This window comes from Bradyrhizobium hipponense (genome assembly GCF_008123965.1).
In the GTDB taxonomy this organism is placed as follows: domain Bacteria; phylum Pseudomonadota; class Alphaproteobacteria; order Rhizobiales; family Xanthobacteraceae; genus Bradyrhizobium; species Bradyrhizobium hipponense.
Map to the genome: position 1 here is coordinate 113,267 of NZ_VSTH01000023.1, position 26,822 is coordinate 140,088.

Annotated in this window: 29 protein-coding genes; 11 read left to right on the plus strand and 18 right to left on the minus strand. The window is 62.6% G+C overall.

Going from position 1 to position 26,822, the window contains the following annotated elements:
* Window positions 1-2 precede the first annotated feature (2 nt).
* From FXV83_RS09065 to FXV83_RS09075, 3 genes are all read left to right on the plus strand, one after another.
* Entirely contained in the window at window positions 3-638 is a 636-nt protein-coding gene (locus FXV83_RS09065; RefSeq protein WP_148738842.1) for a MarR family winged helix-turn-helix transcriptional regulator, read from the plus strand.
* A 350-nt stretch (window positions 639-988) separates the two neighbouring features.
* Window positions 989-2,053, plus strand: coding sequence for a ketopantoate reductase family protein (locus FXV83_RS09070; RefSeq protein WP_148738843.1), 1,065 nt, complete (start codon window positions 989-991; stop codon window positions 2,051-2,053).
* A 253-nt stretch (window positions 2,054-2,306) separates the two neighbouring features.
* Window positions 2,307-3,818 carry a helicase HerA domain-containing protein gene (locus FXV83_RS09075; protein WP_148738844.1) on the plus strand — a complete coding sequence of 504 codons (1,512 nt, stop codon included), beginning with the start codon at window positions 2,307-2,309 and terminating at the stop codon, window positions 3,816-3,818.
* Window positions 3,819-4,076: 258 nt separating this feature from the next.
* Here FXV83_RS09075 and FXV83_RS09080 read toward each other — a convergent pair whose 3' ends face one another.
* The 11 genes from FXV83_RS09080 to FXV83_RS09130 form a co-directional block, all read right to left on the minus strand.
* Window positions 4,077-5,144, minus strand: a complete 1,068-nt coding sequence (locus FXV83_RS09080) for a HoxN/HupN/NixA family nickel/cobalt transporter (protein WP_148738845.1) — start codon at window positions 5,142-5,144, stop codon at window positions 4,077-4,079.
* 213 nt (window positions 5,145-5,357) lie between these two features.
* Window positions 5,358-6,098, minus strand: a complete 741-nt coding sequence (locus FXV83_RS09085; protein ID WP_148738846.1) for an ABC transporter ATP-binding protein — start codon at window positions 6,096-6,098, stop codon at window positions 5,358-5,360.
* Window positions 6,095-6,949: an ABC transporter ATP-binding protein gene (locus tag FXV83_RS09090; protein ID WP_187435770.1), complete on the minus strand. Its 855-nt coding sequence runs from the start codon at window positions 6,947-6,949 to the stop codon at window positions 6,095-6,097. The genes FXV83_RS09085 and FXV83_RS09090 overlap by 4 nt, the downstream gene beginning before the upstream one ends.
* Complete coding sequence (locus FXV83_RS09095) at window positions 6,949-8,772, minus strand: ABC transporter permease (RefSeq protein ID WP_148738848.1); 1,824 nt, start codon at window positions 8,770-8,772, stop codon at window positions 6,949-6,951. The genes FXV83_RS09090 and FXV83_RS09095 overlap by 1 nt, the downstream gene beginning before the upstream one ends.
* Before the next feature lie 53 nt (window positions 8,773-8,825).
* Window positions 8,826-9,983, minus strand: coding sequence for an ABC transporter substrate-binding protein (locus FXV83_RS09100; RefSeq protein ID WP_148738849.1), 1,158 nt, complete (start codon window positions 9,981-9,983; stop codon window positions 8,826-8,828).
* Window positions 9,984-10,044: 61 nt separating this feature from the next.
* Window positions 10,045-10,629: an alkylhydroperoxidase domain protein gene (locus FXV83_RS09105; RefSeq protein WP_148738850.1), complete on the minus strand. Its 585-nt coding sequence runs from the start codon at window positions 10,627-10,629 to the stop codon at window positions 10,045-10,047.
* Window positions 10,630-10,641: 12 nt separating this feature from the next.
* Entirely contained in the window at window positions 10,642-11,268 is a 627-nt protein-coding gene (locus FXV83_RS09110) for a CMD domain protein (RefSeq protein ID WP_187435771.1), read from the minus strand.
* A 37-nt stretch (window positions 11,269-11,305) separates the two neighbouring features.
* Window positions 11,306-12,340 carry a putative FMN-dependent luciferase-like monooxygenase gene (locus FXV83_RS09115; protein ID WP_148738852.1) on the minus strand — a complete coding sequence of 345 codons (1,035 nt, stop codon included), beginning with the start codon at window positions 12,338-12,340 and terminating at the stop codon, window positions 11,306-11,308.
* 134 nt (window positions 12,341-12,474) lie between these two features.
* Window positions 12,475-13,257: a MetQ/NlpA family ABC transporter substrate-binding protein gene (locus tag FXV83_RS09120; RefSeq protein WP_148738853.1), complete on the minus strand. Its 783-nt coding sequence runs from the start codon at window positions 13,255-13,257 to the stop codon at window positions 12,475-12,477.
* Between the two features lie 209 nt (window positions 13,258-13,466).
* Window positions 13,467-13,649 carry a hypothetical protein gene (locus FXV83_RS09125; protein ID WP_148738854.1) on the minus strand — a complete coding sequence of 61 codons (183 nt, stop codon included), beginning with the start codon at window positions 13,647-13,649 and terminating at the stop codon, window positions 13,467-13,469.
* A gap of 136 nt (window positions 13,650-13,785) precedes the next feature.
* A complete protein-coding gene (locus FXV83_RS09130; protein WP_148738855.1) occupies window positions 13,786-13,980 on the minus strand; it encodes a hypothetical protein in 195 nt (64 codons plus the stop codon).
* Between the two features lie 538 nt (window positions 13,981-14,518).
* Here FXV83_RS09130 and FXV83_RS09135 point away from each other — a divergent pair.
* Window positions 14,519-16,306: a peptide ABC transporter substrate-binding protein gene (locus tag FXV83_RS09135; RefSeq protein WP_148738856.1), complete on the plus strand. Its 1,788-nt coding sequence runs from the start codon at window positions 14,519-14,521 to the stop codon at window positions 16,304-16,306.
* 102 nt (window positions 16,307-16,408) lie between these two features.
* Window positions 16,409-16,930, plus strand: a complete 522-nt coding sequence (locus FXV83_RS42545; RefSeq protein WP_187435772.1) for a hypothetical protein — start codon at window positions 16,409-16,411, stop codon at window positions 16,928-16,930.
* Window positions 16,931-17,635: 705 nt separating this feature from the next.
* Here FXV83_RS42545 and FXV83_RS09145 read toward each other — a convergent pair.
* Both FXV83_RS09145 and FXV83_RS09150 read right to left on the minus strand, forming a co-directional pair.
* Window positions 17,636-17,797 carry a DUF2934 domain-containing protein gene (locus FXV83_RS09145; protein WP_148738858.1) on the minus strand — a complete coding sequence of 54 codons (162 nt, stop codon included), beginning with the start codon at window positions 17,795-17,797 and terminating at the stop codon, window positions 17,636-17,638.
* Between the two features lie 906 nt (window positions 17,798-18,703).
* Window positions 18,704-18,859 (minus strand): hypothetical protein, encoded by a 156-nt coding sequence (locus FXV83_RS09150; protein WP_187435773.1) that lies wholly within the window; start codon window positions 18,857-18,859, stop codon window positions 18,704-18,706.
* Window positions 18,860-19,270: 411 nt separating this feature from the next.
* Here FXV83_RS09150 and FXV83_RS42550 point away from each other — a divergent pair, with 411 nt between their 5' ends.
* Window positions 19,271-19,537 carry a hypothetical protein gene (locus FXV83_RS42550; RefSeq protein ID WP_187435774.1) on the plus strand — a complete coding sequence of 89 codons (267 nt, stop codon included), beginning with the start codon at window positions 19,271-19,273 and terminating at the stop codon, window positions 19,535-19,537.
* A gap of 223 nt (window positions 19,538-19,760) precedes the next feature.
* Here FXV83_RS42550 and FXV83_RS09160 read toward each other — a convergent pair whose 3' ends face one another.
* Window positions 19,761-20,984, minus strand: a complete 1,224-nt coding sequence (locus FXV83_RS09160; RefSeq protein WP_148738859.1) for a tyrosine-type recombinase/integrase — start codon at window positions 20,982-20,984, stop codon at window positions 19,761-19,763.
* 170 nt (window positions 20,985-21,154) lie between these two features.
* On the opposite strand from FXV83_RS09160, the gene FXV83_RS09165 reads away from it, so the two are divergent.
* Window positions 21,155-21,682, plus strand: a complete 528-nt coding sequence (locus FXV83_RS09165; protein WP_148738860.1) for a hypothetical protein — start codon at window positions 21,155-21,157, stop codon at window positions 21,680-21,682.
* A gap of 169 nt (window positions 21,683-21,851) precedes the next feature.
* Here FXV83_RS09165 and FXV83_RS09170 read toward each other — a convergent pair whose 3' ends face one another.
* Both FXV83_RS09170 and FXV83_RS09175 read right to left on the minus strand, forming a co-directional pair.
* Window positions 21,852-22,298: a hypothetical protein gene (locus FXV83_RS09170; RefSeq protein ID WP_148738861.1), complete on the minus strand. Its 447-nt coding sequence runs from the start codon at window positions 22,296-22,298 to the stop codon at window positions 21,852-21,854.
* 147 nt (window positions 22,299-22,445) lie between these two features.
* Complete coding sequence (locus FXV83_RS09175) at window positions 22,446-22,733, minus strand: hypothetical protein (protein WP_148738862.1); 288 nt, start codon at window positions 22,731-22,733, stop codon at window positions 22,446-22,448.
* 268 nt (window positions 22,734-23,001) lie between these two features.
* Between FXV83_RS09175 and FXV83_RS09180 the strand changes: the two genes are divergently transcribed.
* Window positions 23,002-23,478 carry a DUF3833 family protein gene (locus FXV83_RS09180; protein WP_148738863.1) on the plus strand — a complete coding sequence of 159 codons (477 nt, stop codon included), beginning with the start codon at window positions 23,002-23,004 and terminating at the stop codon, window positions 23,476-23,478.
* On the opposite strand, the gene FXV83_RS45380 is transcribed toward FXV83_RS09180, so the two are convergent.
* The gene (locus FXV83_RS45380) at window positions 23,475-23,588 is read right to left on the minus strand and encodes a phasin family protein (RefSeq protein WP_148738864.1); all 114 of its coding nucleotides are present in this window, start codon (window positions 23,586-23,588) and stop codon (window positions 23,475-23,477) included. The genes FXV83_RS09180 and FXV83_RS45380 overlap by 4 nt on opposite strands.
* 209 nt (window positions 23,589-23,797) lie before the next feature.
* Here FXV83_RS45380 and FXV83_RS09190 point away from each other — a divergent pair, with 209 nt between their 5' ends.
* The 3 genes from FXV83_RS09190 (at window position 23,798) to FXV83_RS09200 (ending at window position 26,370) form a co-directional block, all read left to right on the plus strand.
* Window positions 23,798-24,100: a hypothetical protein gene (locus FXV83_RS09190; protein WP_148738865.1), complete on the plus strand. Its 303-nt coding sequence runs from the start codon at window positions 23,798-23,800 to the stop codon at window positions 24,098-24,100.
* Between the two features lie 685 nt (window positions 24,101-24,785).
* Window positions 24,786-26,096 carry a S8 family peptidase gene (locus FXV83_RS09195; RefSeq protein WP_235939349.1) on the plus strand — a complete coding sequence of 437 codons (1,311 nt, stop codon included), beginning with the start codon at window positions 24,786-24,788 and terminating at the stop codon, window positions 26,094-26,096.
* 46 nt (window positions 26,097-26,142) lie between these two features.
* A complete protein-coding gene (locus FXV83_RS09200) occupies window positions 26,143-26,370 on the plus strand; it encodes a hypothetical protein (RefSeq protein ID WP_148738866.1) in 228 nt (75 codons plus the stop codon).
* A 116-nt stretch (window positions 26,371-26,486) separates the two neighbouring features.
* Here FXV83_RS09200 and FXV83_RS43495 read toward each other — a convergent pair.
* Window positions 26,487-26,822: hypothetical protein (locus FXV83_RS43495; protein ID WP_210250727.1), on the minus strand; the 336-nt coding region annotated here is incomplete at its 5' end.

Genomic DNA, 26,822 nt, shown 5'->3' on the forward strand with positions numbered 1-26,822 from the left:
TCATGCCATTGGCACGCGAGGCCGTCGAGCTGCTGGTTCAGGCGGCCAGGGCTTGGTATTTCGAAGGCAATCAGCACGGATTACGAGATCGGGAATGGATGGCGCTGCGCTTTCTCGGCCGGGCCAACAGGTTTTCGCGCACGCCGTCCGCGCTCGCCGGTTTCATCGGTGCCACCAGGGCGACTGCATCGCAGATCGTGAAGACGCTGGAGAGCAAGTCCTTCCTGGTGCGGAAGCCCTCGCCCGAGGACAAGCGCTCCGTCGTACTCAACGTCACGGCGCAGGGCGAGAAATACCTGAGCCAGCACGATCCGGTCAATCACGTGGTGAATGCGGTCACGGCACTCGGCACCGAAGAATGCATCAAGCTGCGCGATTCGCTGCGAGATATCCTCAATCACCTCGATGCGGCACATCAGCGACTCGATGCCAGCATCTGCCGGGATTGCATGTTTCTCGCCGAACGCAGTCCCAGCACGAGCAAGGGACGTGCGACCGCCGAATTCATGTGCCGGCTGTACCGCGCCCCGGTCTCGCTCCAGGAGACCGAGCTGCTCTGCACGAGTTTTGAGCGCACCCGCGACCGCCCGAAGATCGAGGAACATCTCGATCGCGCCCGCGTCGCCAGCCAGGGCTGACGCCGCGCGCAATTTCCGGGGTCAATGGCGTGGCCTGGGTTTGCGGAAGTTTCGCGGCCTCGTTCGCCGTAAGCGCTCCCGTTGCTCGATGGTCGCGCCCGAGGCTGCCGCATCCACCGCAACCCAGCCTGCTCGGCGATAAATCCGAATCTCGATAAAGCGTATTCTTGAGGTGGCGGCTCGTCACAGCTGCCTCGTTGTCGGGCTCGCCAAGAACGAAGCGAGAATATTGACGCTGCGTTGTATGCATTATCCCAGTTGCCATGACGGGATACTTCGCCTTACATGCCCCTTAATCGCCTTCGGATGACGGCAGGCGCTTAAAAACCACGCGATTTATGGGGAAGAGCATGGCGCGCAACATTTTGATTCTCGGAGCTTCTTACGGTTCCCTGCTGGGCACGAAGCTCTTGATGGCCGGGCACAACGTCACCCTGGTCTGCCGCGCCAAGACCGCAGAGCTGATCAACCGCGATGGCACCGAGGTGCGCATCAAGCTGCGCGACGAGGCGGTGCACCGGGCGATCTTGTCGCGCGACCTGCCCGGCAAGCTGGACGCGGTGACGCCCGCCGACGTCGACGTCTCCCGCTACGACATGGTCGGCCTTGCCATGCAAGAGCCGCAATACGCCAACCACACGGTCCGCGTTCTCATGGTTAGGATCGCCGCGGCGAAGCTGCCGTGCCTGTCGATCATGAACATGCCGCCGCTGCCCTATCTTAAGCGGATTCCGTCGCTCGCAGGCATGGAGCTCGAGGAGGCCTACACCAATGCGCAGGTATGGGAGCGGTTCGAGCCGGGACTGGTGACGCTGTGCTCGCCCGATCCGCAGGCATTCCGTCCGCCGGAAGAGGCGGCAAACGTACTTCATGTCGGCCTGCCCACGAACTTCAAGGCATCGGTATTCGCCGACGACAAGCACAACAAGGTGCTGCGCGAGCTCGAAGCCGACATCGACGCCGTGACGCTCGATGGCCACGACGTGCCGGTGAAGCTGAAGGTGTTCTCTTCGCTGTTCGTCCCGCTGGCGAAATGGTCGATGCTGCTGACCGGCAACTACCGCTGCATCACACAGCACGAGCCACAGTCGATCCGCGACGCCGTGCACGGCGATCTTGCGCGCTCGCAGACGATCTACGACCATGTCGATGCCATCGCCCGGAAGCTCGGCGCCGATCCGCAGGACCAGGTGCCGTTCGCTAAATACGCCAAAGCTGCCGAAAGCCTGCTCAAGCCGTCATCGGCGGCGCGCGCGGTTGCGAGCGGTGCTCCTTTTATCGAGCGCGTCGACTTGTTGGTGAAGCTGATCTCGCATCAGCTCGGCGCGCCCAATGCCGAGATCGACCGCACCGTCGAAACCGTGGACCTGAAGCTGAACGAGAAGATCGTGCAGGGCGGATCCGGCGCGCAGTAGCGGCACGCCGCGACCTTCATTCCGATCGATCCTCATCGACCCGCAGGCCTCCAGACGAGCGTGACCGCAGCGGGCAGGAACTCGGCTCCTGCGCGATTCCGGATGACCCGGACGACGATCCCCACCCTCCAATTGTCGAATCACGCCTGAACTCCGCCGTGGGCAACGCGACGCGTTTCGTCGCGTGCCGCTCGACGCGCCCCGGCCGGGTTGATAAGCCCCTGTCCGCGAATGAAGGGGTCTGAGTCGGGACATGACGGTTGCGATCGAGATGGGGCAGACCATTGCGGGCGCTGCGGCGGCCTTGGACCTCGAAGAACTGCTGGCGACCCGGCTCCTCGTGCAGGGCAATTCGGGCTCCGGCAAATCGCATCTGCTGCGGCGGCTGCTGGAACAGAGCGCGCCCTGGGTGCAGCAGGCCATCATCGACCCCGAGGGCGACTTCGTCACGCTGGCCGAGCATTTCGGCCACCTCGTGATCGAGGCCGAGGATCATACCGAGCGCGGCCTTCAGGTCGCCGGCGAACGCGCGCGGCTGCATCGCGTCTCCACCGTGCTCAATCTCGAAGGGCTGGATGCCGAGAACCAGATGCGGCGCGCGGCGGCTTTCCTCGGCGGTCTCTTCGACGTGGATCGCGACCACTGGTACCCAATGCTGGTGGTGGTGGACGAGGCGCAGCTGTTCGCGCCGGCGGTCGCGGGCGAGGTGTCGGACGAGGCGCGAAAGCTCTCGCTCGGTGCCATGACGAACCTGATGTGCCGTGGCCGCAAGCGCGGGCTGGCCGGGATCATCGCGACCCAGCGATTGGCAAAGCTTGCCAAGAACGTCGCGGCGGAGGCTTCCAATTTCCTGATGGGCCGGACCTTCCTCGACATCGACATGGCGCGCGCCGCCGATCTGCTCGGGATGGAGCGGCGTCAGGCGGAGACGTTTCGCGATCTCGAGCGCGGACAGTTCATGGCGCTTGGCCCGGCCCTGTCGCGCCGTCCGCTGCGCCTGCATATCGGCGCGACCGAAACCAAGCCGCGCAACTCCACGCCCCGGCTCATGCCGATGCCGGAGGCGACTCTGGAGGACGCGCGCGCCGTGATCCTGGCCGCCCCGCCGCCCGATGCCAGCCGGCCGCAGCGGCGGCCGGCACCGGATCTGCTCGAACAGCTCCGGGCCGCAAAGGCCGCCGCCCCGGAAATCCGGCCTGAAACGATCGAACTGCCGGCGAGCGCCGAGGAGTTGGCGGACCGGCGCGAGCGCGTGGACCGGACCTTGCGCGCCGTGCTTGCCGAGCCGGATGCCGGCTTCCGCGCTATCGGCGTGCTCTATCAGGAGTTCGTGGTTCGCTGCCGTATCGAAGGCCTCGGCTCGGCCGTGCCCGACCTCACCGAATTCCGCCGCATGTTGACGCGTGCACGCGCGGGACTTGGCGCTGAGCTTGCCGAGGATGATGCCTGGCAGGATGCGTCGCTTCGCGCCTCGATCCTGCCCGAAGACATGCAGGGCGTGTTCATGATGATCGCGCGCGCGGCGAAGGAAGGCTGGCCGTGTCCCGGCGATGCCGTGATCGCGCGCGCCTATGGCTCGCATTCGCTGCGCCGGGCGCAGCGCTTGCTGAGCTACATGGAGGAGCAAGGCTTGATCGTATGCCAGCTCGACGGTGCCGGACGCAGGTTCGTGACGCTGGTCGAGCTCGCCTGGGCGACGGCGCCCGGCGATCCCAACGCCGATGATCTGCCTGTCGAGCAGGCTCAGAGCGTTGCCTCGACTTGAGCCACGAAGAAGGTGCGCTCCCTCTCCCGCTTGCGGGAGAGGGTTGGGGAGAGGGTATCTCCACAACGAGACTCCCTGTGTAGAGAGAGCCCTCACCCGCGCCTTCGGCGCGACCTCTCCCGCAAGCGGGAGAGGTTACAGAACCCGATCGGCGGCAGTTCGCGCTAGGCAAGATTGCTCTGCGCGAAAGCTTGCCCGTCATCCGCGAGCAGCACGACGGCCGACAGTGCCGTCAGCGCGCCACATCGACGGCCAAGCTCACATCGCCTCGGTCGCATCCGCGCCCCGGAGCACATCCGGCATGTGCCGCCGGTCGTCCGCAAACATGCGACGATAGAGCACGACAGAGACGAGCCAGGCGACCGCAAACAGCATGATCACGGCGAAGCCGAAATTCGCAAGCGACTCGTTGAGGCCGTCGACCAGCGCCCATAGTCCTCCCGACAGACCGAGTCGGTCGCCGATCAGCGCGAGCGCCTCGATGCCGCCGATGAACAGCGCGACCGCGACAGAGGCGCCGGTGATAGTGAGGTTGTACCAGAGCTTGCGCAGCGGATCGACGAAACCCCAGCGATAGGCGCTGACCATCAGCGCCGAATCTACGGTGTCGACCAGCGCCATGCCGGCAGCGAACAGGGCGGGAAAGATCAATACCTGTGCGAGCGAAGCGTCGCGCGCGACTTCTGTGGCGGAAATACTGAGCAGGCCGATCTCGGTCGCGGTGTCGAAGCCGAGCCCGAACAGCAGCCCAAGCGGATACATGTGCCGGGACTTTGTTATCAAGCGGAACATCGGCCCGAGCAGTCGCGCCAGCAATCCGCGATTGGCAAGCAGTGCGTCGAGGCCTTCGGCGTCGTGAACGCCCCGCTCGCGCGCCGCGCGAAACGTCCGCCACAGGCCGGCGAAGATGGCGAGGTTGATGGCTGCGATGACGAGCAGGAACAGCGCCGATGCCGAGGTGCCGATCAGGCCGCCGATCTCCCTGAGCAGGCTGTCGCCGCCAAGGCTCACCACGCCGAACGCCAGCAGCATGGTCGCGACCACGACGACGGTCGAATGGCCGAGCGCGAAATAGAGGCCCACGGATCTCGGCGCTTCGCCCGCATGCATCAGCTTGCGCACGACGTTGTCGATGGCGGCGATGTGGTCGGCGTCGACTGCATGGCGCAATCCGAACACCCAGGCAAGCAGCGCGGTCGCCATCACTGCGGGCCGGTCCGAAAACAGCGCGAAGGCACAGGCCCAAGCGGCAATGTTGGCGGCGAGCAGCCCACCGAACAGCAGCACCGTTCCGGGCTCGACCGCCCGCCAAGACCACGTCGTCACGCACCCATTCCCGTCGACCGCACCCTAGCATGACCTTTCCATAGAATGATCACACTGGCTAGCCCCGGTTGCCGCGCTCTGATCGCTTATGCGGATTTGCGGGAGGTCGTCATGCCCGGGCTTGTCCCGCGCACCCACGTTCTTCGTGCCGGGAGTTAAAGGCGCGCATGGCCGGGTCAGCCCGGCCTGACGTGGAGACGTCAGCGCGCTACATCACGCGGCCTCGGCCCCGCCGAGATAGGCATCGCGCACGCGGGGGTCGTCCTTCAACGTACGCGCGGAGCCGGACAGCACGATCTTTCCGGTCTGGAGCACATAGGCCTCATGCGCGATCTCGAGCGCGAGGCTGGCGTTCTGCTCGACCATGAAGACCGACACGCCCTCCTGGTTGATGGTCCTGATCAGCTCCAGCACGCGGTCGACATAGAGCGGCGACAGGCCCATGGTCGGCTCGTCCATCACGATCATGCGCGGCCGGATCATCAGCGCGCGCGCCATGGCGACCATCTGCTGCTCGCCGCCGGACAGGGAGCCCGCACGCTGCGACAGTCGCTGGCCGAGTTTTGGAAACAGCGCGAGCATCCGCTCGAGATCCTGCGCGACGGCATCGCGGTCGTTGCGCACGAAGGCGCCCATCAGGATGTTTTCGCGGACGCTCATGTCGGCGAAGAGCCGCCGCGCCTCCGGCACCGAGGCGATGCCGCGGCGGATGATCTGCGGCGTGGTGAGGCCCAGCAATGAGGCGCCGTCGAAGCTCACATCGCCCGAGCGCGGCTTCACCAAGCCGAGGATGATCTTCATGGTCGTCGACTTGCCGCTGGCGTTGCCGCCGAGCAGGCAGACGATGTGGCCGCGGGCAACCTTGATCGACAGGTCGAAATGGACCTGGGCCTGGCCGTAGAAGGTGTTGACGCCGGACAGCGTCAGCAGCGGATCAGGTGCGTTGCTCGTCATGCCGCGCTCTCCTGCTGATCCGCAGCGTCAGACAGGCCGTGGCCAAGATAGGCCTCGATCACCTTGGGATCGGTACGCACCTGTTCGCCGGCGCCTTCGGCGATCTTCTTGCCCTCGTCCATGACGATGACGCGGTCGGAGAGGCGCATCACCATTTCGAGCTTGTGCTCGATCAGGAGGATGGTCAGGCCTTCGGCTTTCAGCTCGGCGACGAGGGCCTGCATCTCGGCGGTTTCGGTCGGGTTCATGCCGGCGGTGGGCTCATCGAGCAGCAACAGGCGCGGCTTCAGTGCGAGCGCCCGCGCGATCTCGACGCGGCGGCGGTTGGCGTAGGACAGGCTGTAGGCAGGCTGATCGATCCGCGGCAGCAGCCGTTCACCGAAGCGCGAGAGAATGACTTTCACCTCTTTCCGCAGCTGCTCCTCTTCGACCTTGACACTCGCGGGCCGCAGCAGCGCCAGTCCCAGTTCCAGCAGCGGCCCGATCAGCGGCACGGCCGGCTTCACGGCACGCAGCCGCGTGTGCGCACCGATCAGGACATTGTCCATGACGCTGAGATTGCCGAAGACGCGGCCGAGCTGAAACGTGCGGGCGATGCCTTCGGCCGCCAGCGTTTCCGGCGACAGCCCGGTGACATCCTGCCCTTCGAAGCTGACATTGCCGGCATCGGGCCTGTCGAGCCCGGTTACGAGATTGAACAGCGTCGTCTTGCCGGCACCGTTCGGGCCGATGATGCTGACCAGCTCGCCCTTGGCGAGGTCGAGATCGATGGCGTCGACGGCGGTGAGGCCGCCGAAGCGGCGCGTCAGCCCCCGGACAGACAGAAGCGGAGCAGCGTGCGCAATCGCCATCAGATCGTCCCCAACAGGCCCTGCGGCCTGAATCGCACCAGCAGCAGCAGCACGATGCCGTAGATCAGGATGCGGTACTCGGCCGCGATCCGGAATACTTCCGGCAGGCCGACCAGCGCCACCGATCCGACGACGGCGCCGACGACATTGCCGAGCCCCCCGAGGATCACGACAGTCAGCGCCAGGATGGATTGCTGCGTGTTGAAGGTCTCGTGGTTGATGTAGGAATACAGATGCGCGGCGATGCCGCCGCTGATGCCGGCGGCGAACCCGCCGAAGATGAAGGCCAACGACTTGTAGCGGTTCAGGCTGAGGCCATAGGCGCGCGCGGCGACGTCGTCGTCGCGGATGGCGCGAAAGCTGCGACCGAGATGCGAGCCGAGCAATCGCGCCTGGAGCAACGCCAGCACCACCATCACCACGAAGCTGAACCAGTAGATCGATGTTGGGCTGATCAGCTCATAGCCAAACAGCGACAAGGGCGGGATGCCGGAAACACCGATTGGGCCGCGGGTGACGCCCTCCCAGTTCAGGATCACCAGCGACACGATCTCGCCGATGGCGAGTGTTGCGATCGACACGTAGTGCCCGCGCAGGCGGAACGACGGCGAGATCAGTGCGGTGCCGAGCGCCGCGCTCATCAGGCCACCGCCGATGATCGCGAAACCGACCGGAACGGAGAATGTCAGCGACAGCAGTGCGGATGTATAGGCGCCGATCGCAAGCAGGGCCGCGTGTCCGAGCGAGACCTGGCCGATCGTTCCCGCAACCAGCGTGAGGCTGAGCGCGAGCATGCCGAGCAGCCAGGCGTTGATCAGGGTCTGGAGCACGTACAAGGACACCGGAAGCAGCGGCAGGATCGCGAAGACGCCGAGCACAACCAGCAAGGCCCAGCGAGGAATGCGGACAGGACGGCTCGGCGCGATGAAGGTGCCCGTGAGCGGCTCGGGCGGTGCCTGCCGCGCGCTCGCAAACAGGCCGTTCGGACGAAGCACGAGCACCACGACCAGCAGCAGGAAGGCAAACAGATTGCGGTAGCTGGTGCCGAACGCGGCAACGCCGTAGCTCTCGACCAATCCCAGCAGCAGGCTGCCGATCACGGCGCCGGGCACGTTGCCGGCGCCGCCGACCACTTCCGCGACGACGCCCTTGAGCGTCGCCTGAAGGCTCATCGCGGTGTCGATCTGGTTGTAGTACATGCCGACCAGCAAGCCGGAGACGCCGCCCAGCGCGGCGGCGATGCCGAACACGGCCTGATTGACGCGGTTGACATCGACGCCCATCTGCATCGCGGCGTCGCGATCCTGCGCGGTGGCGCGCACGGCCCAACCGAGCTTGGTGTAGCGCAGGAACACGAACAGCAGCAGCGCGCTGGTGAGGCCGACGCCGGCGATCAACAGGTCGAGCGGTTCTATCGTGCCGCCGCCAATCTGGAAGCGGACGTCAGGCAACTGGCTCGGCAGCGCGCGTGGATTGGGCGAGAAGGTCAGCATCACCAGTTGGTCGAGCACGAAGCTGATGCCGATCGTCGCGAGCAGCGGGGCGATGCGCACCGAGTTCTGGAGCGGACGCAGGCCGAACCGCTCGATGATCAGCCCGACCAGCGCCGCGGCCACCGCGACCACGATGATGGTGAGCGGAAGCGGCGTATGCAGCTGCACCACCGCGACCCAGCCGATATAGGCGCCGACGAGATAGATCGAGCCCTGGGCGAAATTGATCAGCCGGCTGACGCCGAAGATCAGCGCGAGCCCGACCGCAACGAGGGCATACACATTACCGACGATCAGCCCGTTGATCGTGTAGTCGAGCCAGGAAGACAAGCGACATTCCTAGTGAGAGAAGTGCGGCCGGGGATGCGCCCCCGGCCATCATGTCAGGTCGGCTTGCCGTCCCAAAGCGCAAACTGGCCCTTGCGCACGACGAGTTCGGCATTCATGGCGCCCTTGACGCGGCGGCTCTCCACATCGAACGTCGCCTTCCCGAAGATGACGCTGGGGACATCCTTGACCTTGGTGAAGGCATCGCGGATGGCGCGGCGATCAGTGCCGCCGATCTTGACGATGGCGGCCGCCATGTTCATGGCGTCATAGGAATAGGCGTTGAACGCGTCGGGCTCCTGCCCGTTGTATTTCTTCTTGAAGCCGGCGATGAATTTCTGCACCTCGGGCCGCGGATCTTCCGGGAAATAGCGCGTGCCGAGATGGACCTCCTCGACGGCATCGCCGCCGAGCTCCAAAAACTTCGGCGAATAGACCGAGCTTGCGGCGCAGATCGTCTGCTTCAGGCCGACCTGGCGCGCCTGGCGCGCGATCAGCGCGCCGTCGGAATAATAGGAGACCAGGATCAGCCCGTCCGGATTGGCGTCGCGGACACGCACCAGTGTGGAGCGAAAATCGCGCTCCTCGGCGATGTAGCCTTCGGTGACCGCGACCTCGGCGCCATATTCCTTGGCGGCCTTGACGAAATAATCGCGGCTGGTGCGGCCCCAATCGGTGTTGAGATGCAGCACCGCGAGTTTCTTGAGGCCGAGGCGGCGCACCGCATATTGCGCCAGCAGCGGCTGCTCGTCGGCCTGGCTGACGGAGGTGCTCCACATGAAGTCGCCGCCTTTGGTGAAATCGGGATGCGAATTGGTGAAGCCGAACTGCACCAGGCCGCCCCGCTGATAGATTGGAGACGCGGCCATCGATGCCGTGCTGGAGAAGTCGCCGAGCTCCATGACGATCCGGGGATCAGAGACGAATTTCTGGGCAATCGCCACCGACTGGCGCGGGTCGCTCTGGCTGTCCTCGAAGCTGTAGGCAAGCTTGCGCCCGTTGATGCCGCCGGCGGCGAGGATCTCGTCGAGCGCGAGATCGAAGCCCTGCTTCCATTGCGTGCCATATTGTGCGTTCGGTCCGGTCAGGGGACCACTGACGCCGAGCAGGATCGGCTCGGACGATTGCGCAAAGGCGCCGCGCGACATGGCCGCGCCCGCCGTCATGGCGGCGAGGGATCCCTTGACCAGGGTACGACGGTCGATGTTGCTCATGCACGGCTCCATCCGCTCCAACGTTGAAAATAAATGGCAATTTCCATGCCAGTGAAAGGGCCTATTTGGTCGGCTCGCCGAGCGACAGCATCAGCCTGTTCGCCCAGTTGAAGAACGACGCGCCGTTGATGACGTCGACAATCTCCGCATCGTCGAGGCCGGCGCGGCGCAGTTCATCGATATTGTCCGGACCGAACGCGATCGGCGTCGCGGCCAGCGCAACCGAGGCCTTGACGACGGCATTCCAGCGCTCGCCGAGATCGGCCTTGATACCTTCGTCGAGCAGGCGCTGCACGTCATCGCGGCGCTTGGAATAGGTGCTGGCAAACCGCGCATGCACGGAGGCGCAATAGATGCAGCCGTTGTAGCGCGAGGTCGCAGCCGCCGCGAGTTCGCGCTCGGCGCGCGGCAGGCCGTCGGCGGTGTTGTAGAAGATATCCTTGTCGGTCTTGGTGCGGGCTTCCAGCACCTCCGGATCGCGCACCAGCAGGCGGAAATATTCCGACTTGGCACGGGATCGATCGACGAGGCCAGCGAAATGCCGCTCGGTCAGCTCGGCCTCGGGCAGCGGGTCGATCCAGGACACCCAGCCGAGTTCGTCCTGGGTGAAAATGACGGGCGGATTGACGGTGCTCGCAGCGCTCATGGTGCTATCTCCTTACGCGTTCGCCGCGGCACTGGCCGGACGCCCGAGCGAGGCGCCGAGCGAGCGCAGGCCGGCGACGACGCGCAGCTGAAACGACAGAAACGCGACCAGCTGGGACAAGGTGACGATGCCGGTGTCGGACCAGCCGGCAGCAAGCAGCACCTTGATATCGGCGGATGCCGCATCGCGCGGCCGGAACACCAGCAAATGGGCATGCTCGAGCGCAGCAACGAGCCGGGCGCCGAGGACCGGCTTGCGATCCGCGCTCACGCGGTAGATCAGTCCGGCCTTGTTTTCGATCGATAGCGGGCCGGCCGGAAAGGCGCCATATGGACCCGACGTGTTGCCCCGCGCGATCTCGGCCTCGATCGCCTCGACCAGAGCCGCCCCATCTGCATTCGCGGCGAGCTTCGCCCGATAGAAGGCGGACACCGGGGACTCGCCATGCAGGCCGGCGACGAAGACCGCGACCGCCGCACGTACTGCAAGCGACACCTCGCCGGCGTCGAGCGGCTCGAACAGAGAGAGATAGCTCTTCTGCGCGTTGTCGCGCGCCTGCAGGCGCCGCGCGCGGATGGCGTCGAGAGCCGATCCCGGTTCGATCCCGGCGAGCGTGTCGATGATATCCGTCGTGCTCATCATTCAGCCTCGTGCAACGCGATCATGTTGATTTCGATTAGACAGCCAGCGCCACATCGGGCGCCGTCCGGGTCCAGCCCAGCGCCGGCGCGACCTTGTCGGCGACCAGCTCGATCGAGCGCAGGATATGGGGATGCGGGGCATCGACCGAATGCACCTGGAAGACGAGATCGGTCACCCGCTCCAACGTGGCGTCGGTGCGGAGCGAGGCGATGACGTCGTCGGCTGCGCCGACATGGGTGTCGAACGCCGCGATCATCTCCTTCAGCGTCTCGCCAGGCGCCGCGTGACCGCCCTTGAGAAACTGCGGGAGTGCGCGCCGCAGCCCGATATCGGCAAGGCGCATCGCCTCGCGGCGATCGTCGGCGACGAAGACGCTGCGCGAGGCCATGATGCGGGGCTCGCAACTGGGCGGCAGCGCTTCGAGATAGGCATCGATCACGGGGTTCTGGATTTCGGCAAGCGTGGCGCGCGGCGCCTCCTTGGCCCTCGGCTGGGTCCGCGACAGCAACAGGCCGTCGCCGGCCTTGCCGGCACGCGCGCCGCCGGCCACCGAGAACGTCGCCTGCCAGATCCGGTCGCACAATTGCGGCCGCACCGGATAGAGCGTATCGCCGCCGGCGAGCGGCTTGCCGGCCAGCGCGGCGCGGACCACGTCCAGATTGCGGGCAAAGATCTCGTTGCGCTGGGCGCTGTCGAGGCCGAAGGCGGCGAAGGCGGAGGGATTGCCGCCGGTGCCGACGCCGAGCTCGAACCGGCCATTGCAGAGCAGATCGAGCACCGCGGCGTCCTCGGCCACCCGCACCGCGCTCTCCAGCGGCAGCGTGACGATGCCGGTGCCGAGGCGGATCCGCGAAGTCCGCGCGGCGACATAGCCGAGGAAGGCGAACGGCGAGGGCAATCCACCCTCTCGCTCGTGAAAATGGTGCTGCGCGATCCACGCCGAATCGAGGCCCGCCTTTTCCGCGCACACGATCTGCTCGGCGGCGAAGCGATAGCGCTCGGCCGGCGGCGCCTCGTCGAGCAGGCGCGTGAAGAATCCCAGTCGTTTCAGGTTTGCAAAGCGTTTCATACGATCCCTGTTCGGGCGATCAATTGCCACGGCCCCGATGATGTCGGTTGCCGCAGTCCGAGACAAGCGGGCATTGCGCAACGCTGCCAATTGGCCGGGATCGCCTCTCCGCCTGAATTTTGCTAGGCAGCTGCCTACCAACTCGGCAGCACCGCGCCCTTGAACTTGGTCAGGACGAACTCCTTGACCTCCGGCGTGTGGTAGGCGTCGACGAGGGTCTTGACCCAGGGTTTGTCCTTGTCGGCCGCGCGGACGGCAATCAGGTTGACGTAAGGCCCCTTCGGGTCCTCGCGCAGGATCGGGTCCTTGACCGGATCGAGGCCCGCCTGGGTTGCATAATTGGTGTTGATCGCCGCTGCATCGACGTCGTCGAGCGCGCGCGGTGCCTGCGCCGCGTCGACCTCGACGAATTTCAGCTTCTTGGGATTTTCGGTGATGTCCAGCACCGTCGGCTTGAAGCCAACCCCGTCCTTCAATTTGATCGCGCCCTTGTCACGCAGCAGCAACAGCACGCGCCCGCCATTGGTCGGATCGTTCGGGATCGAGACCTTGCCGCCGTCGGGGATATCGGCGAAGGCCTTGTGCTTCTTCGAATAGACCCCGATCGGGAAATTCACGGTCAGGCCGACGGCTTCGATCTTGTAGCCGCGGTCGGCCTTCTGGTTGTCGAGATAAGGCTGGTTCTGGAACGAATTAGCCTGGATGTCGCCGGCATCGAGCGCGGCGTTGGGCACGACATAGTCGGAGAACTCGATCAGCTGGATGTCGAGGCCCTGCTTGGCCGCAATCGGCTTCACGGCCTCGAAGATCTGCGCATGCGGACCCGGCGTCACGCCGATCTTGATGGTCTCGGCGGTGGCTGCGGCCGACCACGCGGCGAGTACGGTCGCGATGATCAGGGCGGGACGAAACGACATCTTTGGTCTCCATGGAACCGGCAATAGCTCGTTCCGTCTTCCTCCGAAGGGCACGCGAAATCAATGAAATGGAAATTCAAATTTCTCCGTGCGAGGAGATGCCGCTTCTCTCCTCAGCATGAATGGGGAAATGAACGCTTGCCGCTGCGTGCGGGCGACGGCGCTTTGGTCGCATCCGGGCGGCGACGAGCCGGCCGCCTGAACAGTCTTCATTCGCGCGCGCAGCAGTCCACCAGCAGGTGCCAGATGCGCTCAGCTTCGTCGCGCTTGTGGATATCGAGCAGGCGCTCCTCGGTCGACTGCGCAGACGACGTCTCTGGAGAGGTCTCGCGCGGCACGATCCACTGCTCGGAGATCGGGTCGTACCATTTTCCAATCTTGATGTCGGTCACGGCAGTCAACTCACGTGCTCGAGCGCAGTCGGGAGCGGAGCTCATTTGCGCTGTCCAGTTAACGTCTCCTTCAAGACGCCAACCAGATATACGCACAAACGTTCCTGCATCGAGAGCACGGTTCTGACCGGCGCGCTCAGCCCGGTTTCGCCGGATGCAGCGTGCGCGGATGGCGGCTGTGCAGCAGCCGCGCGAGCTCTTCGCGCTCGGAGCTGCGCTCCTTCATCGCGGTCTCGAACAACGCCTCCTGGATGTCGCGAGGCATGTCGCCCCACACGTCCATCGCCGCCCGCCCGAGCAGCCTGGCGAAATGATCGTCTGCGTCGCTCATCCGATTCTCCCTGATACCCATACGGGAACCGCCGTGATGCTACGGCGTTCCACTGCCATGATTGTGAAAAAAGGAGTCTTTCGTGAGATCGTGCGTGCAGCCGGGCCGTCGCCCTTCGAGGCTTGTCCTGCGTTGCAGGACAAGCACCTCAGGGTAATGGTGATAGAGTGGCGCTCGTAGTCTCCACATCGTCATTGCGAGCGAAGCGAAGCAATCCAGTCTGCCTTCACGGAAAGACTGTGGAGTGCTTCGCTTCGTTTGCAATGACGGAGCAAGAAGAATCGTTGCCATCTTCCATTTGTCCACCGCAAGCCTGGCTCGCGAAACGTGACGACACAAGATCGCCCGTCTTGGGTGAGCCGGGATGGCCGACACATACGCCGTTTCCGAATTTCGGTAAAGTGGAGTATTTTTGGCGGGCGGACTGACAGGGGCCGACACAGCAAGGTCCCGTAGATGTCATCTTTGACTCCACGACGCCCGACGTGCTGGGTTAGAGTGCACGTCACGGCGACGTGTCGTGAGTGGAGGTCATCCGATGAACGAAAGCGAAATCCGAGGTCTGGTCGCGAAGGTGAAGCAAGGCACGCTGTCGCGGCGCGCGTTCATCCGGAAGGCGGCTGCGGTCGGGATCGCAGCGCCGATCGCCAGCCAGATCCTGGTCTGGAACGACGTGGCGATGGCGAATGCCACGCTGGACTACAAGCCGACCAAGGCCGGCGGCGGCGGCCCGCTCAAGATCCTGCTCTGGCAGGCCCCGACCCTGCTCAATCCGCATTTCGCGAGCGGCACCAAGGACCAGATCGCCTCGCGCATCTTCTTCGAGCCGCTGGCCGGCTGGGACAGGGACGGCAACCTCTTCCCGTTCCTCGCTGCCGAGGTTCCGACCAAGCAGAACGGCGGCCTTTCGCCGGACGGCATGAGCGTGACCTGGAAGCTGAAGCAGGGCGTGACATGGCACGACGGCAAGCCCTTCACCGCCGACGACGTCGTCTTCACTTGGGCATATGCTGCGGATCTGGCGACCGCGGCTTACACCACGGGATCCTACCAGAATATCAAGGTCGACAAGATCGACGACCACACCGTCAAGGTGATCTTCAAGGCCCCGACGCCGTTCTGGGCCGATCCCTTTGTCGGCTCGGTCGGCCTGATCCTGCCAAAGCATCATTTTGGTGACTATGTCGGCGCAAAATCGCGCGAGGCACCGGGCAATCTGAAGCCGGTCGGCACCGGTCCCTACAGGTTTGTCGAGTTCAAGCCGGGCGACCTGATCAAGGCCGAGCGCAACCCCGACTATCACGTCAAGAACCAGCCGTATTTCGATACGCTCGAGGTCAAGGGCGGCGGCGATGCGGTGTCCGCGGCGCGCGCCGTGCTGCAGACCGGCGAATACGACTATGCCTGGAACATGCAGGTGGAGGAGGAGGTCCTCAAGCGCATGGAGGCCGCCGGCAAGGGCAAGCTCGACGTCACGCCCTCCGGCAACGTCGAGTTCATCATCCTCAACACCACGGACCCGTGGACCGAGGTCGACGGCGAGCGCTCCAGCGTCAAGACCAAGCACCCGACGCTGTCCGATCCCGCCGTGCGACGGGCGCTCAACTTCTTGATCGACCGCGATGCGATCCAGAAATTCATCTACGGGCGCGGCGGCGTCGCGACGGCGAGCTTCGTCAACGCGCCCAAGCAATTCAAGTCGAGCAAGCTGAAATACGAGTTCGACATCGACAAGGCGAACAAGATTCTGGACGATGCCGGCTGGACCAAGGGCGCGGACGGCATCCGCGAGAAGGACGGCAAGAAGCTCAAATACGTCTTCCAGACCTCGACCAACGCGCCGCGCCAGAAGACGCAGGCCATCATCAAGCAGGCCTGCCAGAAGGCCGGCATCGACATCGAAATCAAAGCGGTCACCGCCTCGGTGTTCTTCTCGTCGGACGCCGGCAACCCCGACACCTACTCGAAATTCTATGCCGACATGGAGATGTACAACACGACGCAGCCGCAGCCCGACCCGGAGCGGTTTTTGAACCAGTGCGTGTCCTGGGAGATCGCCAACAAGGACAACAAGTGGCTCGGCCGCAACGTCTCGCGCTATTCCGATCCCGAAGCCGACAAGGCCTACAAGGCCGCCCAGAACGAGCTCGACCCGGTCAAGCGCGCCGCGCTGCTGATCAAGGTCGACGAGATCTTCTGCGAGGCCAACGTATTCCTGCCGCTGCTCTCGCGCAACGTCGTCAACGCCGGCGTCAATAGCCTGATGGTCGATATGTCGGGGTGGGATGTGACGACGTGGAATTTGGGGAGTTGGTATCGGGGGTGAGAGGATAAAACATCGGCGCCAACGCTGTCGTCATTGCGAGCGCAGCGAAGCAATCCAGAGTCTTTCCACCGTCGGATTCGGGATTGCTTCGCTGTGATCGCAATGACGCAAAAGGTGCACCTTGTTAGCCTTGCACCATGGTTTCCCGCCCATGGGGCCGCGAATTGTTCGGCAGCGAAGGGGCGCCCCTTATTGTCATTCAAGGGAAGAAGTATCTCGATCAGGTGCATTGCAGACATCTGGGCTCAGAACCGCAGCATCCCGAGCATGAAAAGCAGCGCAACCGTAACGAACGCGGAGATCAGCAGGGAGCCAAAACAGCCCAAGCGGTTTGAGAAGAAGAAAAACATGTTCGGTCCGCCGCGAAGTTCCAATGCTAACCAGCCGATTCCAGGAGCGCTCGCCAACACCAGCCAGGCGCTGCTCTGTCACTCGACAACAAGTGTACCGATGAGTTGCAGCGAGGACTGGTGTTCGAAGCCGCGTCCGGCGTGCAGGGATTGTCCGATCGCGGTCGGCGACGTCTGCGCGCCGGAGTTCATGTTCGGCCTGTGCTCCATCATCGAATTGCCCGAATGCGGATCGCGGACCAGCCGCCAGGCGTCGCCATTGCCGCTTCCCTAAAGAACTCTCCCGGCCATGCCGTTCAACAAGTTTGACCCGGTCGTGTTCCTCACAGGCGGGAGGTTAAGAACGGTTTGGGGCGAGAGGTTAAGGCACCCACGTGACGCGGCACCTGCCGCAGGTCGCAACTTCGTCTTTGCGCTGTGTGCTTCAGGTCACAGCAGAATCAGGTGCCTTCGCCTAGACGGACTGGGCATGGCCGCAAACAAGGTAACGGCGGTACGCACGAGGCTGCGGAGGCGATCAACAGCTACCAACTTCTGAAGCCGCCAGGGTGAAGAACTCGGCGGCTTTTTCTCTGCCGCAGTAAGTGAGCCGCCGAGCCGCCCGCTTCCGTCTTGCTCCACCAGCTTGCCGCGCCGCATCATGCGATGAAGCTTTCGCTGCAGCTGCTCCGCAAAGCTTCTAAATCGCTGGACGGTGGTTTCGTCTTTGATAAGCGCCGCTGCGCGCGTGGCGAGTTCAATTGGTGCCCATCTTGTTTCGCATGTCCGCCGCCTGCAGTTTACAGGAAGCTACGTATCTAATGCCAGGTGGTGTCCGCTTCGACGATCACAGCTCTAACTTCCGGATCTTCGCTCGTGTTGCAGGTGCAAGGCATCCCCTCGCCGCAGCGGCAGCCGCCTGGCTCTTCGCTCCAGGGGCGGAGCGGATGGTTGGCGCAGACCCATCCCAGACCGTCGCAGAATGGGCACTTCTTCTCGGTCACAGCGTGTCCGGCGTGCGCGTGGGGTTGGACTTGTCCTCATTGCGCAGCTCCTGCTCGGCCGCGTGCCAAAACTCCTGCTCGCGGCCTTCCGGCTTGCCGGCTTGCTCCCACAGCCGGTGCGCGCGTTCTCGGATTTGCTGCTCGGTCGGTTCGGGCATTGCTTCTCCTGCCAGGAAGCACGGCCCCACCTGGGGGGTATGGGGGGCTTGGAGGCAGAGCCGTGCAGGCCAGCCATCGGGCGGCGAGGCTGACCCGGGGATTCAAGCTTTGATCCGGCGCGAGAGTTCCTAATTTGCGCGAGCCGGGGCCACTCGGCGCGGCCGCTGCCGGGCCTCGATTGGGAGACGCTGCTTGAGATACGGCAGGACCCTCGGCCCTTGCTGTTTCATCGTCCTATGCCGGCCGCGCAACAGGCGATGGACGAAGGCCACGCGCGTGCCCGAGCCGGGCCTTCAGAGCTGGTGGATGTGCGGATCCGTTTGCAAGATTGGTAGCGGGAGACCGCTACCGCTTTTCCCCACACGACACAAATCCACGATATTTTCTCCGATCGTCCGCCTAAAGCCTGGGGCGCCCGCGCCGGCTGCTAGCGAAGCGGTGGATGCCTCCGTGCCACCGGTTGTGCCGGTCGATCTGCATGCAACAGAGACGGGCGAAAAGGGAAGAGGCTGGACGGAAACCTGGATAGGCGTGCTGCTAATGGCTTTGGGTATCGTCTGCGTCTTAAGTTCAAGCCGCGCGCTTCGGGAAGCCGTGCTGTTGCGCCATTGAGGCCGCGATGCCCGCCGGGGTCGCACCAGGCAGAGAAAAGACCCCAATCCGGGCCTGTCTCGTGGCTGAGACCTAAGGCAGAGCTCGCATTCAGAGCTGGCGGATGCTCGAACACTGGCGGCAGGCCTTCGTTCAACTGTCGCCCGGACTGGCAGCTCCTCAATCGCTGGTCGCGGTGGTGATGCTCGATGATGGATCCGTCGCCCACTTCGCAATCGCGGTTAACGTCAACGGCGTCGAAAGTCAGGCGGTCAGCGCGGGCGGGACTAGGGCCGCGAACCTACCGCAGGTCTTCAGGAACTCGCGACTTCACGATAGACGCACAGGACCTCGGCCATCTTCTGTTCGAACTCAGCATCGCGATTTTTAAGATAGTAGCACACCTTGTGCGGCTTGATTTCCTCCTTGCCGAGGATCTTGCACACCGTTCCCTGGACCAAATTGGCCAAGCAGGCATGCCCTGCCGCCGGCCCTTGTTCGCGGGTTCTCTCAAGGATGCGCCGTCTCGATCGTCTACAGCGTTCTCCATCCTGAGCGAGTATCGAAACTTGTCTTGTTCGGTGGCTTCGCGGTGGGCAGATACAAACGGCCATCGAACACGCCGGCAAACGTTGAGCGTTCCGGCGCACACACCAAACGCCATGCTCGTTTTGTATCAGACCAAGTCCCACGATACGCACCATTGATCCCACCGCTTGATACCAATGCGGCAGGACGAAGCTATTGATTTGTCGATTTATTCCCGAGAAACAAGGACTTCGCGAGATGATGGCGCGCCCGGAACGATTCGAACGTCCGCCCCTCAGATTCGTAGTCTACCCGGGCCACGTTTGCTCGTCTGCAGCTGGGCCCATCGTGAATTGTCGGAGGTCGGCCCGTCCGATACGCTGGCCGAACGGCTCGCAGCCGCCGAACCGGGCGTGGCACTCAGGACATTATTGGTTGTTTCGAGGGGATGCAGCGCAGCCGCGCCGAACCGCTTCTGCTACCAATCGGCGCTCGATGTAGTCATTGATCGATTTGACCGTGATGCGTCGCGACTTGCCTTCAGTATAACTCTCCAACTCGCCCGTCTTGATAAGTTCGTACAGCTTTTTAGCGAGACCTGGATCGCCCTCATCGCCTGATTCGGCGACGCTACGAGCGGGGATTCTACCGCGATGGACATGGCGCGAGACATACGAACCATCCTGTTGTTCCCTGACGTTTCGCAGCGTGCCAGACCGGGTTTTCGGCGCAAGGCACTCAGGGGACCATGCGCATTTTCGGATGTCAGGTCGTGCGATTTCGTGTTTTGCCCGGTCTAGAGAGTGTATCAAACGCCCCAAGAATTGGCCTGTCCAAGATCGATCAACCCTCTTCGCCAAAGTGGATGATGTTTGATCCTGCAAGGAACTGCGCCCAGTCCTTCATGAGGACCCGTCGCTTCTCGAGCTTTTGCCCGCGCTGATAGGCTGCTGTAGTCTCGGATTTGTACTTGTGCGCCAGCGCTGCCTCGCGGACGCCGTCGGGATAGTCCGTGCACTCCTCTGCCCATGTTGCAAACGTCGAGCGGAAGCCGTGCACCGTGACGTGACTGTATCCGAGGCGATCCAGTACGGCCAGCATCGCGTTCTCTGAGAACATTCCACCGTCAGGCTTCGCGAAGATCAGTTCGCCCTGGCTACCATCGCGTATCTTGTCGAGGATCGCGAGTGCAGGTTCCGAAAGTGGTACGACATGATCCTGGTTCATCTTCATGCGATCGCCGGGGATCTTCCAAATCGATGATGGTCGATCGATCTCGGACCAGCGGGCGTCTACGACTTCGTTGGTGCGGCACGCCGTGAAGATCAGAAAGCGAAGCATCAAAGCCGCGATGCCGCTTGCTGCGGACAGGTCAATCAAGAACTGCGGTGCTTCGGCGTAGGGCAGCGCGGGATGATGCTGAACGACGCGTTTCGGCCGCCTTGGAAGCTTCTCGCGCAATTGTTTGGTGAGTTCAGCAGGATTCCGAAAATCGCGGTCGTCAACATCGACATTCTTCGCAATGATCGTTTCGATCCGTCCGCGCACACGATTAGCTGTCTCTCGCTTCTCAACCCAGATTGGCCGGAGCAATTCATAGATGTGGCTGGGCTTGATCTCCGGGATGGTGAGTTTTCCAATCGTCGCGTAAGCGTAGCGTTTGAGCGAAGACGGCCATTGGGCGCGATGCTTCTTGCTCCAGTTTGGCCAGCGCTCCCGAATGTAGATTTCGGCGCACTGCTCGAAGGTGGGCAGAGTGACCTTGATCTCTATGGCTTTCGCTTCCTCGCGCGCCGCTCGCTTCTCTTGCACGATGTCGACGCCGGGTGTGCCGCGATCCCCCTTCACTCGGAGCCGCGCCGCATCCCGAGCTAGGCGCGCATCTTTCAGTGATACGTCCTTGACCGCCCCTAGGCCGAGCCACCGTTGCTTTCCGTCCTTCCAGTACCGATAGTTCCAATTCTTCGACGTGACGCTCGCGACGATCAGGTAGAGACCGTCGCCGTCAGGGTATTTGCCCGGCCGAATTTCACGTTCGACATCGAGTGGCTTGAGCTTGCCAGGCATGTGTCCTCCCTCGCAAAATCCGTCCTCCGAACCCACGGCCAAAACCTACGGTTCGCGCGGTGACTACGGGTATAGAAGTCAATCCCGACTCGTCTGCAACGAGCAGGCGTGACCGCACCAGTTTCGCACCCAGAAACAGCGACCGCTTGGTTGCTCGCAAGGAGGACCCCATGCAGATGTTGCAGGAGAAGGTGGCCTATTCGAGGTCCTCGGTGGAAAGCATGATGGAGCGCATCAAAGCCGCAGCGAGCACTCGAGCGCCTGGCGAAAAGGTGGCAATAGCCTGCTCGCGCATCCAAACGGGAACGACTCCCTGGGCGGCCATCGTGACCGCCATCATCCAAGGGGACGCAAGGGCAGCTCTAGACCCTCAGGCCGAAACGCTGAAACTTAAGCAGCTGGTCGCGCCGGATCCCGCCGCGTTCGTGACCGGAGTTCGAAAGCATCTAAAAATTCAGGAAGAGCCCGCGGACATCGAGTGGGTCGGCGCCGCGAGCGCGGGGGACATACTGAAGATCAGCTATGCCGCCTTCTGGCGACTCGTTCGCGCCAAGCCCGATCTCATCAAACAGCTTCGGAAAGGCAGCACGCCTACCTTCTCGAAGACGTTCGCGCGCTTTCCGCAAAGTACATCTTCGTCGGCGAAATCGCCCTTCGGCGGCAATTGCATCCGCGGCTTGCGGTGCTGGCCTGGCTGAACTCGATCGGCACCAAGCCGGCCCTTCTCGATCCGCAAGAAGCAGGACCTCGTCTACTTAAGGGAGGTCGAGCCATCGCTCCGGGACTTTAGCACGAAGGCAGCCTGAGCACCGGCACGGAGCCCGACCCGAACGCGGGCGGCTCTCGATCGTCAGTCACGGCTCCGGGTCAGGGCAGGCAACGGGCGTACCGCGCTTCCCAAACCGTGCTCACGAACCCGCACCCGCCCATGACGACCTGCTCAACGGCTTCGTCAGTCGTCCGCTCGCGCATCGGGCACATCGGAGAAGGCGGACGAGGGCATCCCTCTGGGTGCCGCGCCCGATAGGCGGGGTCATCTATCTTGGCACTGCATTCGGCAATGCTCGCATAGACTGCCGCTTCCGCTTCGTTGACAACCTTCTCGTTGGCCGCGCGGCGTTCATCCTCCGCAGCCTGCACCTTCGAATGAAGTTCTCGCAGACCCTCGTCCGTAAACTTCGAATGTCTGAACTCACGCATCTCAGCACCGTTCGGTTTGGCGAGGTTGGGGACGGCATAGCTCACGAGCACGGCCGCAACCAAACTGATCGTCAAAAGTCCGACAAGGATAGCCCGTCGTTTCATGCTTTTCATCGATTTCGGGAGGAGGAGCCCGCGGACGTTGTGAGCTCTGCAAATCACCTTGGCATGCTGACGATCGTGGCGCTATGCACCTGAAGTCTGAAGCCGTGGCCGCGGCGGGCTATCGGTCCTGTCAAGGCCACGGCCTGAAAGCGTCGACTACGTCTTCGAGAGCTCACGGAGCCCCTCCTCGGTCCAGGCGAAAAGTTCCGCCGGCGTCGAGAAGGTTGGAGGCATCATGGAAAGGAAAAAGAGCGCCTTGAGAAGGTGGGCGACAACCTCGAGCGCGACGCTATCTTCCGCCGCGTTGAAGTAGGACGAAACGTGCATCACCCGATAGTAGGCGGCGGGATGTTTGGCGTCGCCGCCTATGACACCGCAATCGAATGGCTCCGCGAGCATGATCCCGATGGGATGGCGATTGAATACCCCATCGAAGAAGACCACGCGTCCTCAATCGTGCCGAAGCGATCGGACATTCAGACATTGATAGGTGCGTTCTTGGAAGCGCGTTAGATCCTCAGTGAGTACCTAGAACCCAACATGCCGAGAAGCGCCGGGACTACGGTGGAAAAGCTGATGGATGCTTTGACCAACGAGGAAGTGCTGGCAGCCCTGAGTCGGGTTGAAGGGCGGCAGCGGTTTGGGCTGGTGGAGGTTGAGTACACGGGATGAACGGGAACGTTTTGTAGGTGTAAGCACGTCGGGGTCACCCATGCCGATAGAACAATTTAAAGGGACAAATCCGCTCTTTCTTCCTGAACGATTTTTCGCCGGCCGGCTAGAAGGCTGGGCCGTGCTGGAAAGTTTGGTAGGTGGGTTGCTGAAGCGTGCGACGATTTCTGGCCATGGTGAATTCGAGCCAGACACGCAAACTGTTCTGTTCACAGAGGCTTACACGTTCGATGACGGGCATTCCGACGCGCTGCATTGGACGATACGAAAGGGTGACGGGGGCAAGTACACCGGCCTGGAGAACCGGCTTGAAGGTGAAGCGATAGGTGAGCAATCCGGTTGCGCGTTCCATTGGAAGTACACGCGCGACACACCGCAAGCTGGCGGTAAGTCCTTCAAGCTGAACTTCGACGATTGGTTCTACGCAATCGATGAGCGCGCTTGCATCGTTCGTGGCAGTGCCGGTCGTGCTGGCATCCCGTTTGCGACGGCGCACGTCACTTATCGGAAGGTCTAGCGCTTTGGCGTAAGCTCGCGCATAAACTCGCTGGCGTGTTCGATCTGAACCCGCACGAACTCAGCCTGCAGCGCAGTCGCTTCCTGCAAATCCTTTGCACGCGCGAGCAATTGTCGTCAACACCATCCTGCGAAAGCCGGAAAACACCGAAGCTGCCCGGCAGTTCTTTTTCATGCGCACCGGCGAACGGATCGGTCGTTCCACAGGCAGGACGAAGCAGGAATATGCGCGGGTCGCGGCCATCTACCCGAACGCATTCTGGCGCGCGCGTGCGGGCGATGCCTCCGTAGCAATGGCCGTAGGCGGTCCCGATTCATCCATGGAATCGCGACCGCGCGCAGCATCCGACCAGGTCGCCGTGTCGCCCCATGTCTCGCTCGGCGCAGCGCCTGTGATCGATGGCGTCTTCGTGCAGGTCCGGCAGGTCGTCAGGCACCCCAATATCGACGGCGACGTTGCTTACGTCGAGGGCGGCGATCTGGCTCGCTTGCTTTCAGCTCTGCCGCATCGGTTCGCGTATTGCGACATTCCGAACTTTTGGCGAGACCACGTTCCGTGGGCTACCGGCGACAGGATCGCATCATGGCTATGGAGCAAGCACGTCCTCGTGCGCGCCGTCTGAGAACTGCAACTCACCGCGCAACGTCCGCGATCTGCTCGTCAAGCGCCGCGCGCCAGCCAGCATCCGCAGGCTCCCCCCTCGCCGATCGACGCCAGGATCGCGCTGACCAGACCCGCTCTCCCGAAAAGTAACAAGCAGAGCAAACTCGACGAAGTGAAACGAGCACCTTGCCTTCCGAAAGGCTATCCATCCCAACCGCAGCAGCGATCACTCAGGAGACAGTTGCACATCGCTTCACCGTGTATTATATTGCTATACATCATTCAGATTGTGCGGCGCGAAAGCCCCAAGGCTCCGCCCGATATTGTAAATTGCATCTCGAAGCTTCCGGCTAACGGAATAGCGTACCTTTTCTGCGGGCCAGAGAGGAACGGCTATGAAGCGCTTCCTAGTTATCGGATTGCTCCTCACGATGACCTGCAACGGAGCTTCAGGTCAGCCGAATACAACAATCATCGGATATTCGAAATGTGCGATGCATCGGCTGCAGCCGCCATATCAGCGGAAATGTTTATTGTCGCAAGCGATGAAAACAAGGTCTTGTGTCTCAAGAATTGCATGAAAGTCGACCGGAAAGCGCAAAGCTTTAGAGCAATGTCTTTGATCCTTCACTAGGTAGAGCCACTACTCTTTAGCCTTCGATTTAGGCCGATAAGACGAAGTCCATTCACATTAGGAGGGATTTATGGCTAAGCGATCGACACGCCGAACTGCCAGTGAGCAGGCTGAAGGTACGCCACGCCTCGGCACTGTGGTGCGCTTTACGCCGCAGGCGGCTCGCGCGGGTGTCAGACAACTCGAAGGAAGTGGTTTTCGCGTGGCATCATCGAAGGATTTCCGCTCAGCTAAAGCAGTGCCAAATGATTTCGATGGCGCTGATGTACAGTACTTCGAGCGCTTCGGAATCGCCATCGTCAGACGGGACGGCGAACGGTTGAGGCCCATGGTGGAAAAGGCCATGCAGCAGAAAACCGTAAGCGGCGTTCGGCCCGAGCGGACGTATCGCGCTCTTGGTGCGGCCGGAATGCAACGCGCCGAGATTGCGCAAGCGTCATTCGCTGGCGTCGCCACATTGGATCAGGATTACCTCCGGGGCTACCGCGACGGCATTAATGAATTGGTTGATCGCCTGCTGGGCAGCGACGTGGTGGAGGGCGAGCGGGCGGCCGTGCCGCGCGTCGACGAGACAACGGCCACGTGGGGACTGCAAGCGACCAAGGTCATTGGCAGCAGTCTGACGGGCGCCGGCATCAAGGTCGCGGTCCTCGACACCGGCTTTGATCACACTCACCAGGATTTCGTCGGTCGTGCCGTCACCAAGAAGCTGTTTGCGAGCCGCAGCAGCGAGGACGATGTAGTCGGCCATGGCACACACTGCATCGGTACCGCTTGCGGTCCGATGCGTCCGACCACGGGCCCGCGCTACGGCATCGCCTACGAGGCGGAAATCTACGCTGGGAAAGTCCTAGGTGATGACGGCTTCGGCACCGATCGCTCGATCATCGCTGGCATGGATTGGGCGCTGGATCAGAACTGCCAAATCATTTCGATGTCGCTCGGCGCCGCGACCCGACTTGGAGACCAACCAAGCGACGATTACGAGCAGATCGGACAGGTCTGTCTGGACGCAGGGACACTGGTGATCGCTGCCGCCGGCAACGAAAGCGCACGTCCGCAGCGGATTGCCCCACTCGGTTCGCCGGCGAATGCGTCCACGATTATGGCGGTGGCCGCCGTGGATAATGCCTCCCGCATTGCATCGTTCTCTTGCGGTGGAATGAACCCCAACCAGGAGGTGGACATTGCCGCACCTGGTGTCGCCATACTTTCGAGCTTACCTGGAAATAAGTATGATCGCTGGGATGGAACCAGCATGGCGACACCCCACGTAAGTGGGATTGCAGCTTTGATTGCGCAGTCCAATATTGCATTTCGAGGCTGGGCGTTATGGGCGCCTGCTCCAGATTTCCAGGCCGCTGCGGTTTCCGCCGCGTGACATTGGTAAAGGATTTGCCCAGGCGCCACCTTCGTGAGCTGTATGCATGGTCGAAAAAGTTGACGTCACGATCCGAATAGAGAAGTCGGAGCAAAATCGAATGGACGAGATCGTCGACGCCCTCAAGGTTAGCGGGCTCGATGATGTCGAAAGCCATAAGCGGTTCATGATTGTCAACGGCAGCGTCAACGCGGATGGCCTTGATGACCTGCGCAAAGTGAAGGGCGTTGCGTCGGTTCATCAAGACAGCACCTATAAGACGCAGAAGCGCTGAGAAGGACCGCGTTGCGCTCCTCTGAAGAGCCGGCCTGGATCGCGGCAAACTCCGCCACACGCAGGAAGGCCTCATACAATTTCCTCAGGGTTCAGCCTCGTTATCGTCACGTCATGTCACCGGATAGGCGACATCGACACACGCGTCGGTGCCCCCTCCTTCTTAATCACCGCTCCTCCACTCGCCGCCCAACGGACTTTGGCTGCGACGGCATCGGGACCAACAGATATCGCACTGAACTCCGTAAATGGCACTTTCGGATACGGCGCGGAGGGTCCCGTCCTGTAGGACTCCAAGGCCAGGACGCACTCGACCAACGCCGGAAGGTTCTCGGCGGTCAGTTGTGTCGAGGGACAGCCGTCGTTCTCAGTTGTGCAGCTGAAAAGACCGTTGTCCTGAGCATCGATCGTCATGCGACCGGTCACGACCGTGCTAGCATTACAGTTGTTTTT

Excerpts from the sequence above, each read along its gene's own strand:
- FXV83_RS09065 (WP_148738842.1), top strand. The coding sequence starts at position 3 with ATGCCATTGGCACGCGAGGCCGTCGAGCTGCTGGTTCAGGCGGCCAGG.
- FXV83_RS09070 (WP_148738843.1), top strand. The coding sequence starts at position 989 with ATGGCGCGCAACATTTTGATTCTCGGAGCTTCTTACGGTTCCCTGCTG.
- FXV83_RS09075 (WP_148738844.1), top strand. The coding sequence starts at position 2,307 with ATGACGGTTGCGATCGAGATGGGGCAGACCATTGCGGGCGCTGCGGCG.
- FXV83_RS09085 (WP_148738846.1), bottom strand. The coding sequence starts at position 6,098 with ATGACGAGCAACGCACCTGATCCGCTGCTGACGCTGTCCGGCGTCAAC.
- FXV83_RS09090 (WP_187435770.1), bottom strand. The coding sequence starts at position 6,949 with ATGGCGATTGCGCACGCTGCTCCGCTTCTGTCTGTCCGGGGGCTGACG.
- FXV83_RS09100 (WP_148738849.1), bottom strand. The coding sequence starts at position 9,983 with ATGAGCAACATCGACCGTCGTACCCTGGTCAAGGGATCCCTCGCCGCC.
- FXV83_RS09105 (WP_148738850.1), bottom strand. The coding sequence starts at position 10,629 with ATGAGCGCTGCGAGCACCGTCAATCCGCCCGTCATTTTCACCCAGGAC.
- FXV83_RS09110 (WP_187435771.1), bottom strand. The coding sequence starts at position 11,268 with ATGAGCACGACGGATATCATCGACACGCTCGCCGGGATCGAACCGGGA.
- FXV83_RS09115 (WP_148738852.1), bottom strand. The coding sequence starts at position 12,340 with ATGAAACGCTTTGCAAACCTGAAACGACTGGGATTCTTCACGCGCCTG.
- FXV83_RS09120 (WP_148738853.1), bottom strand. The coding sequence starts at position 13,257 with ATGTCGTTTCGTCCCGCCCTGATCATCGCGACCGTACTCGCCGCGTGG.
- FXV83_RS09130 (WP_148738855.1), bottom strand. The coding sequence starts at position 13,980 with ATGAGCGACGCAGACGATCATTTCGCCAGGCTGCTCGGGCGGGCGGCG.
- FXV83_RS09135 (WP_148738856.1), top strand. The coding sequence starts at position 14,519 with ATGAACGAAAGCGAAATCCGAGGTCTGGTCGCGAAGGTGAAGCAAGGC.
- FXV83_RS42545 (WP_187435772.1), top strand. The coding sequence starts at position 16,409 with ATGACGCAAAAGGTGCACCTTGTTAGCCTTGCACCATGGTTTCCCGCC.
- FXV83_RS09145 (WP_148738858.1), bottom strand. The coding sequence starts at position 17,797 with ATGCCCGAACCGACCGAGCAGCAAATCCGAGAACGCGCGCACCGGCTG.
- FXV83_RS09160 (WP_148738859.1), bottom strand. The coding sequence starts at position 20,984 with ATGCCTGGCAAGCTCAAGCCACTCGATGTCGAACGTGAAATTCGGCCG.
- FXV83_RS09165 (WP_148738860.1), top strand. The coding sequence starts at position 21,155 with ATGCAGATGTTGCAGGAGAAGGTGGCCTATTCGAGGTCCTCGGTGGAA.
- FXV83_RS09170 (WP_148738861.1), bottom strand. The coding sequence starts at position 22,298 with ATGAAAAGCATGAAACGACGGGCTATCCTTGTCGGACTTTTGACGATC.
- FXV83_RS09180 (WP_148738863.1), top strand. The coding sequence starts at position 23,002 with ATGCCGATAGAACAATTTAAAGGGACAAATCCGCTCTTTCTTCCTGAA.
- FXV83_RS09190 (WP_148738865.1), top strand. The coding sequence starts at position 23,798 with ATGGAATCGCGACCGCGCGCAGCATCCGACCAGGTCGCCGTGTCGCCC.
- FXV83_RS09195 (WP_235939349.1), top strand. The coding sequence starts at position 24,786 with ATGGCTAAGCGATCGACACGCCGAACTGCCAGTGAGCAGGCTGAAGGT.
- FXV83_RS09200 (WP_148738866.1), top strand. The coding sequence starts at position 26,143 with ATGGTCGAAAAAGTTGACGTCACGATCCGAATAGAGAAGTCGGAGCAA.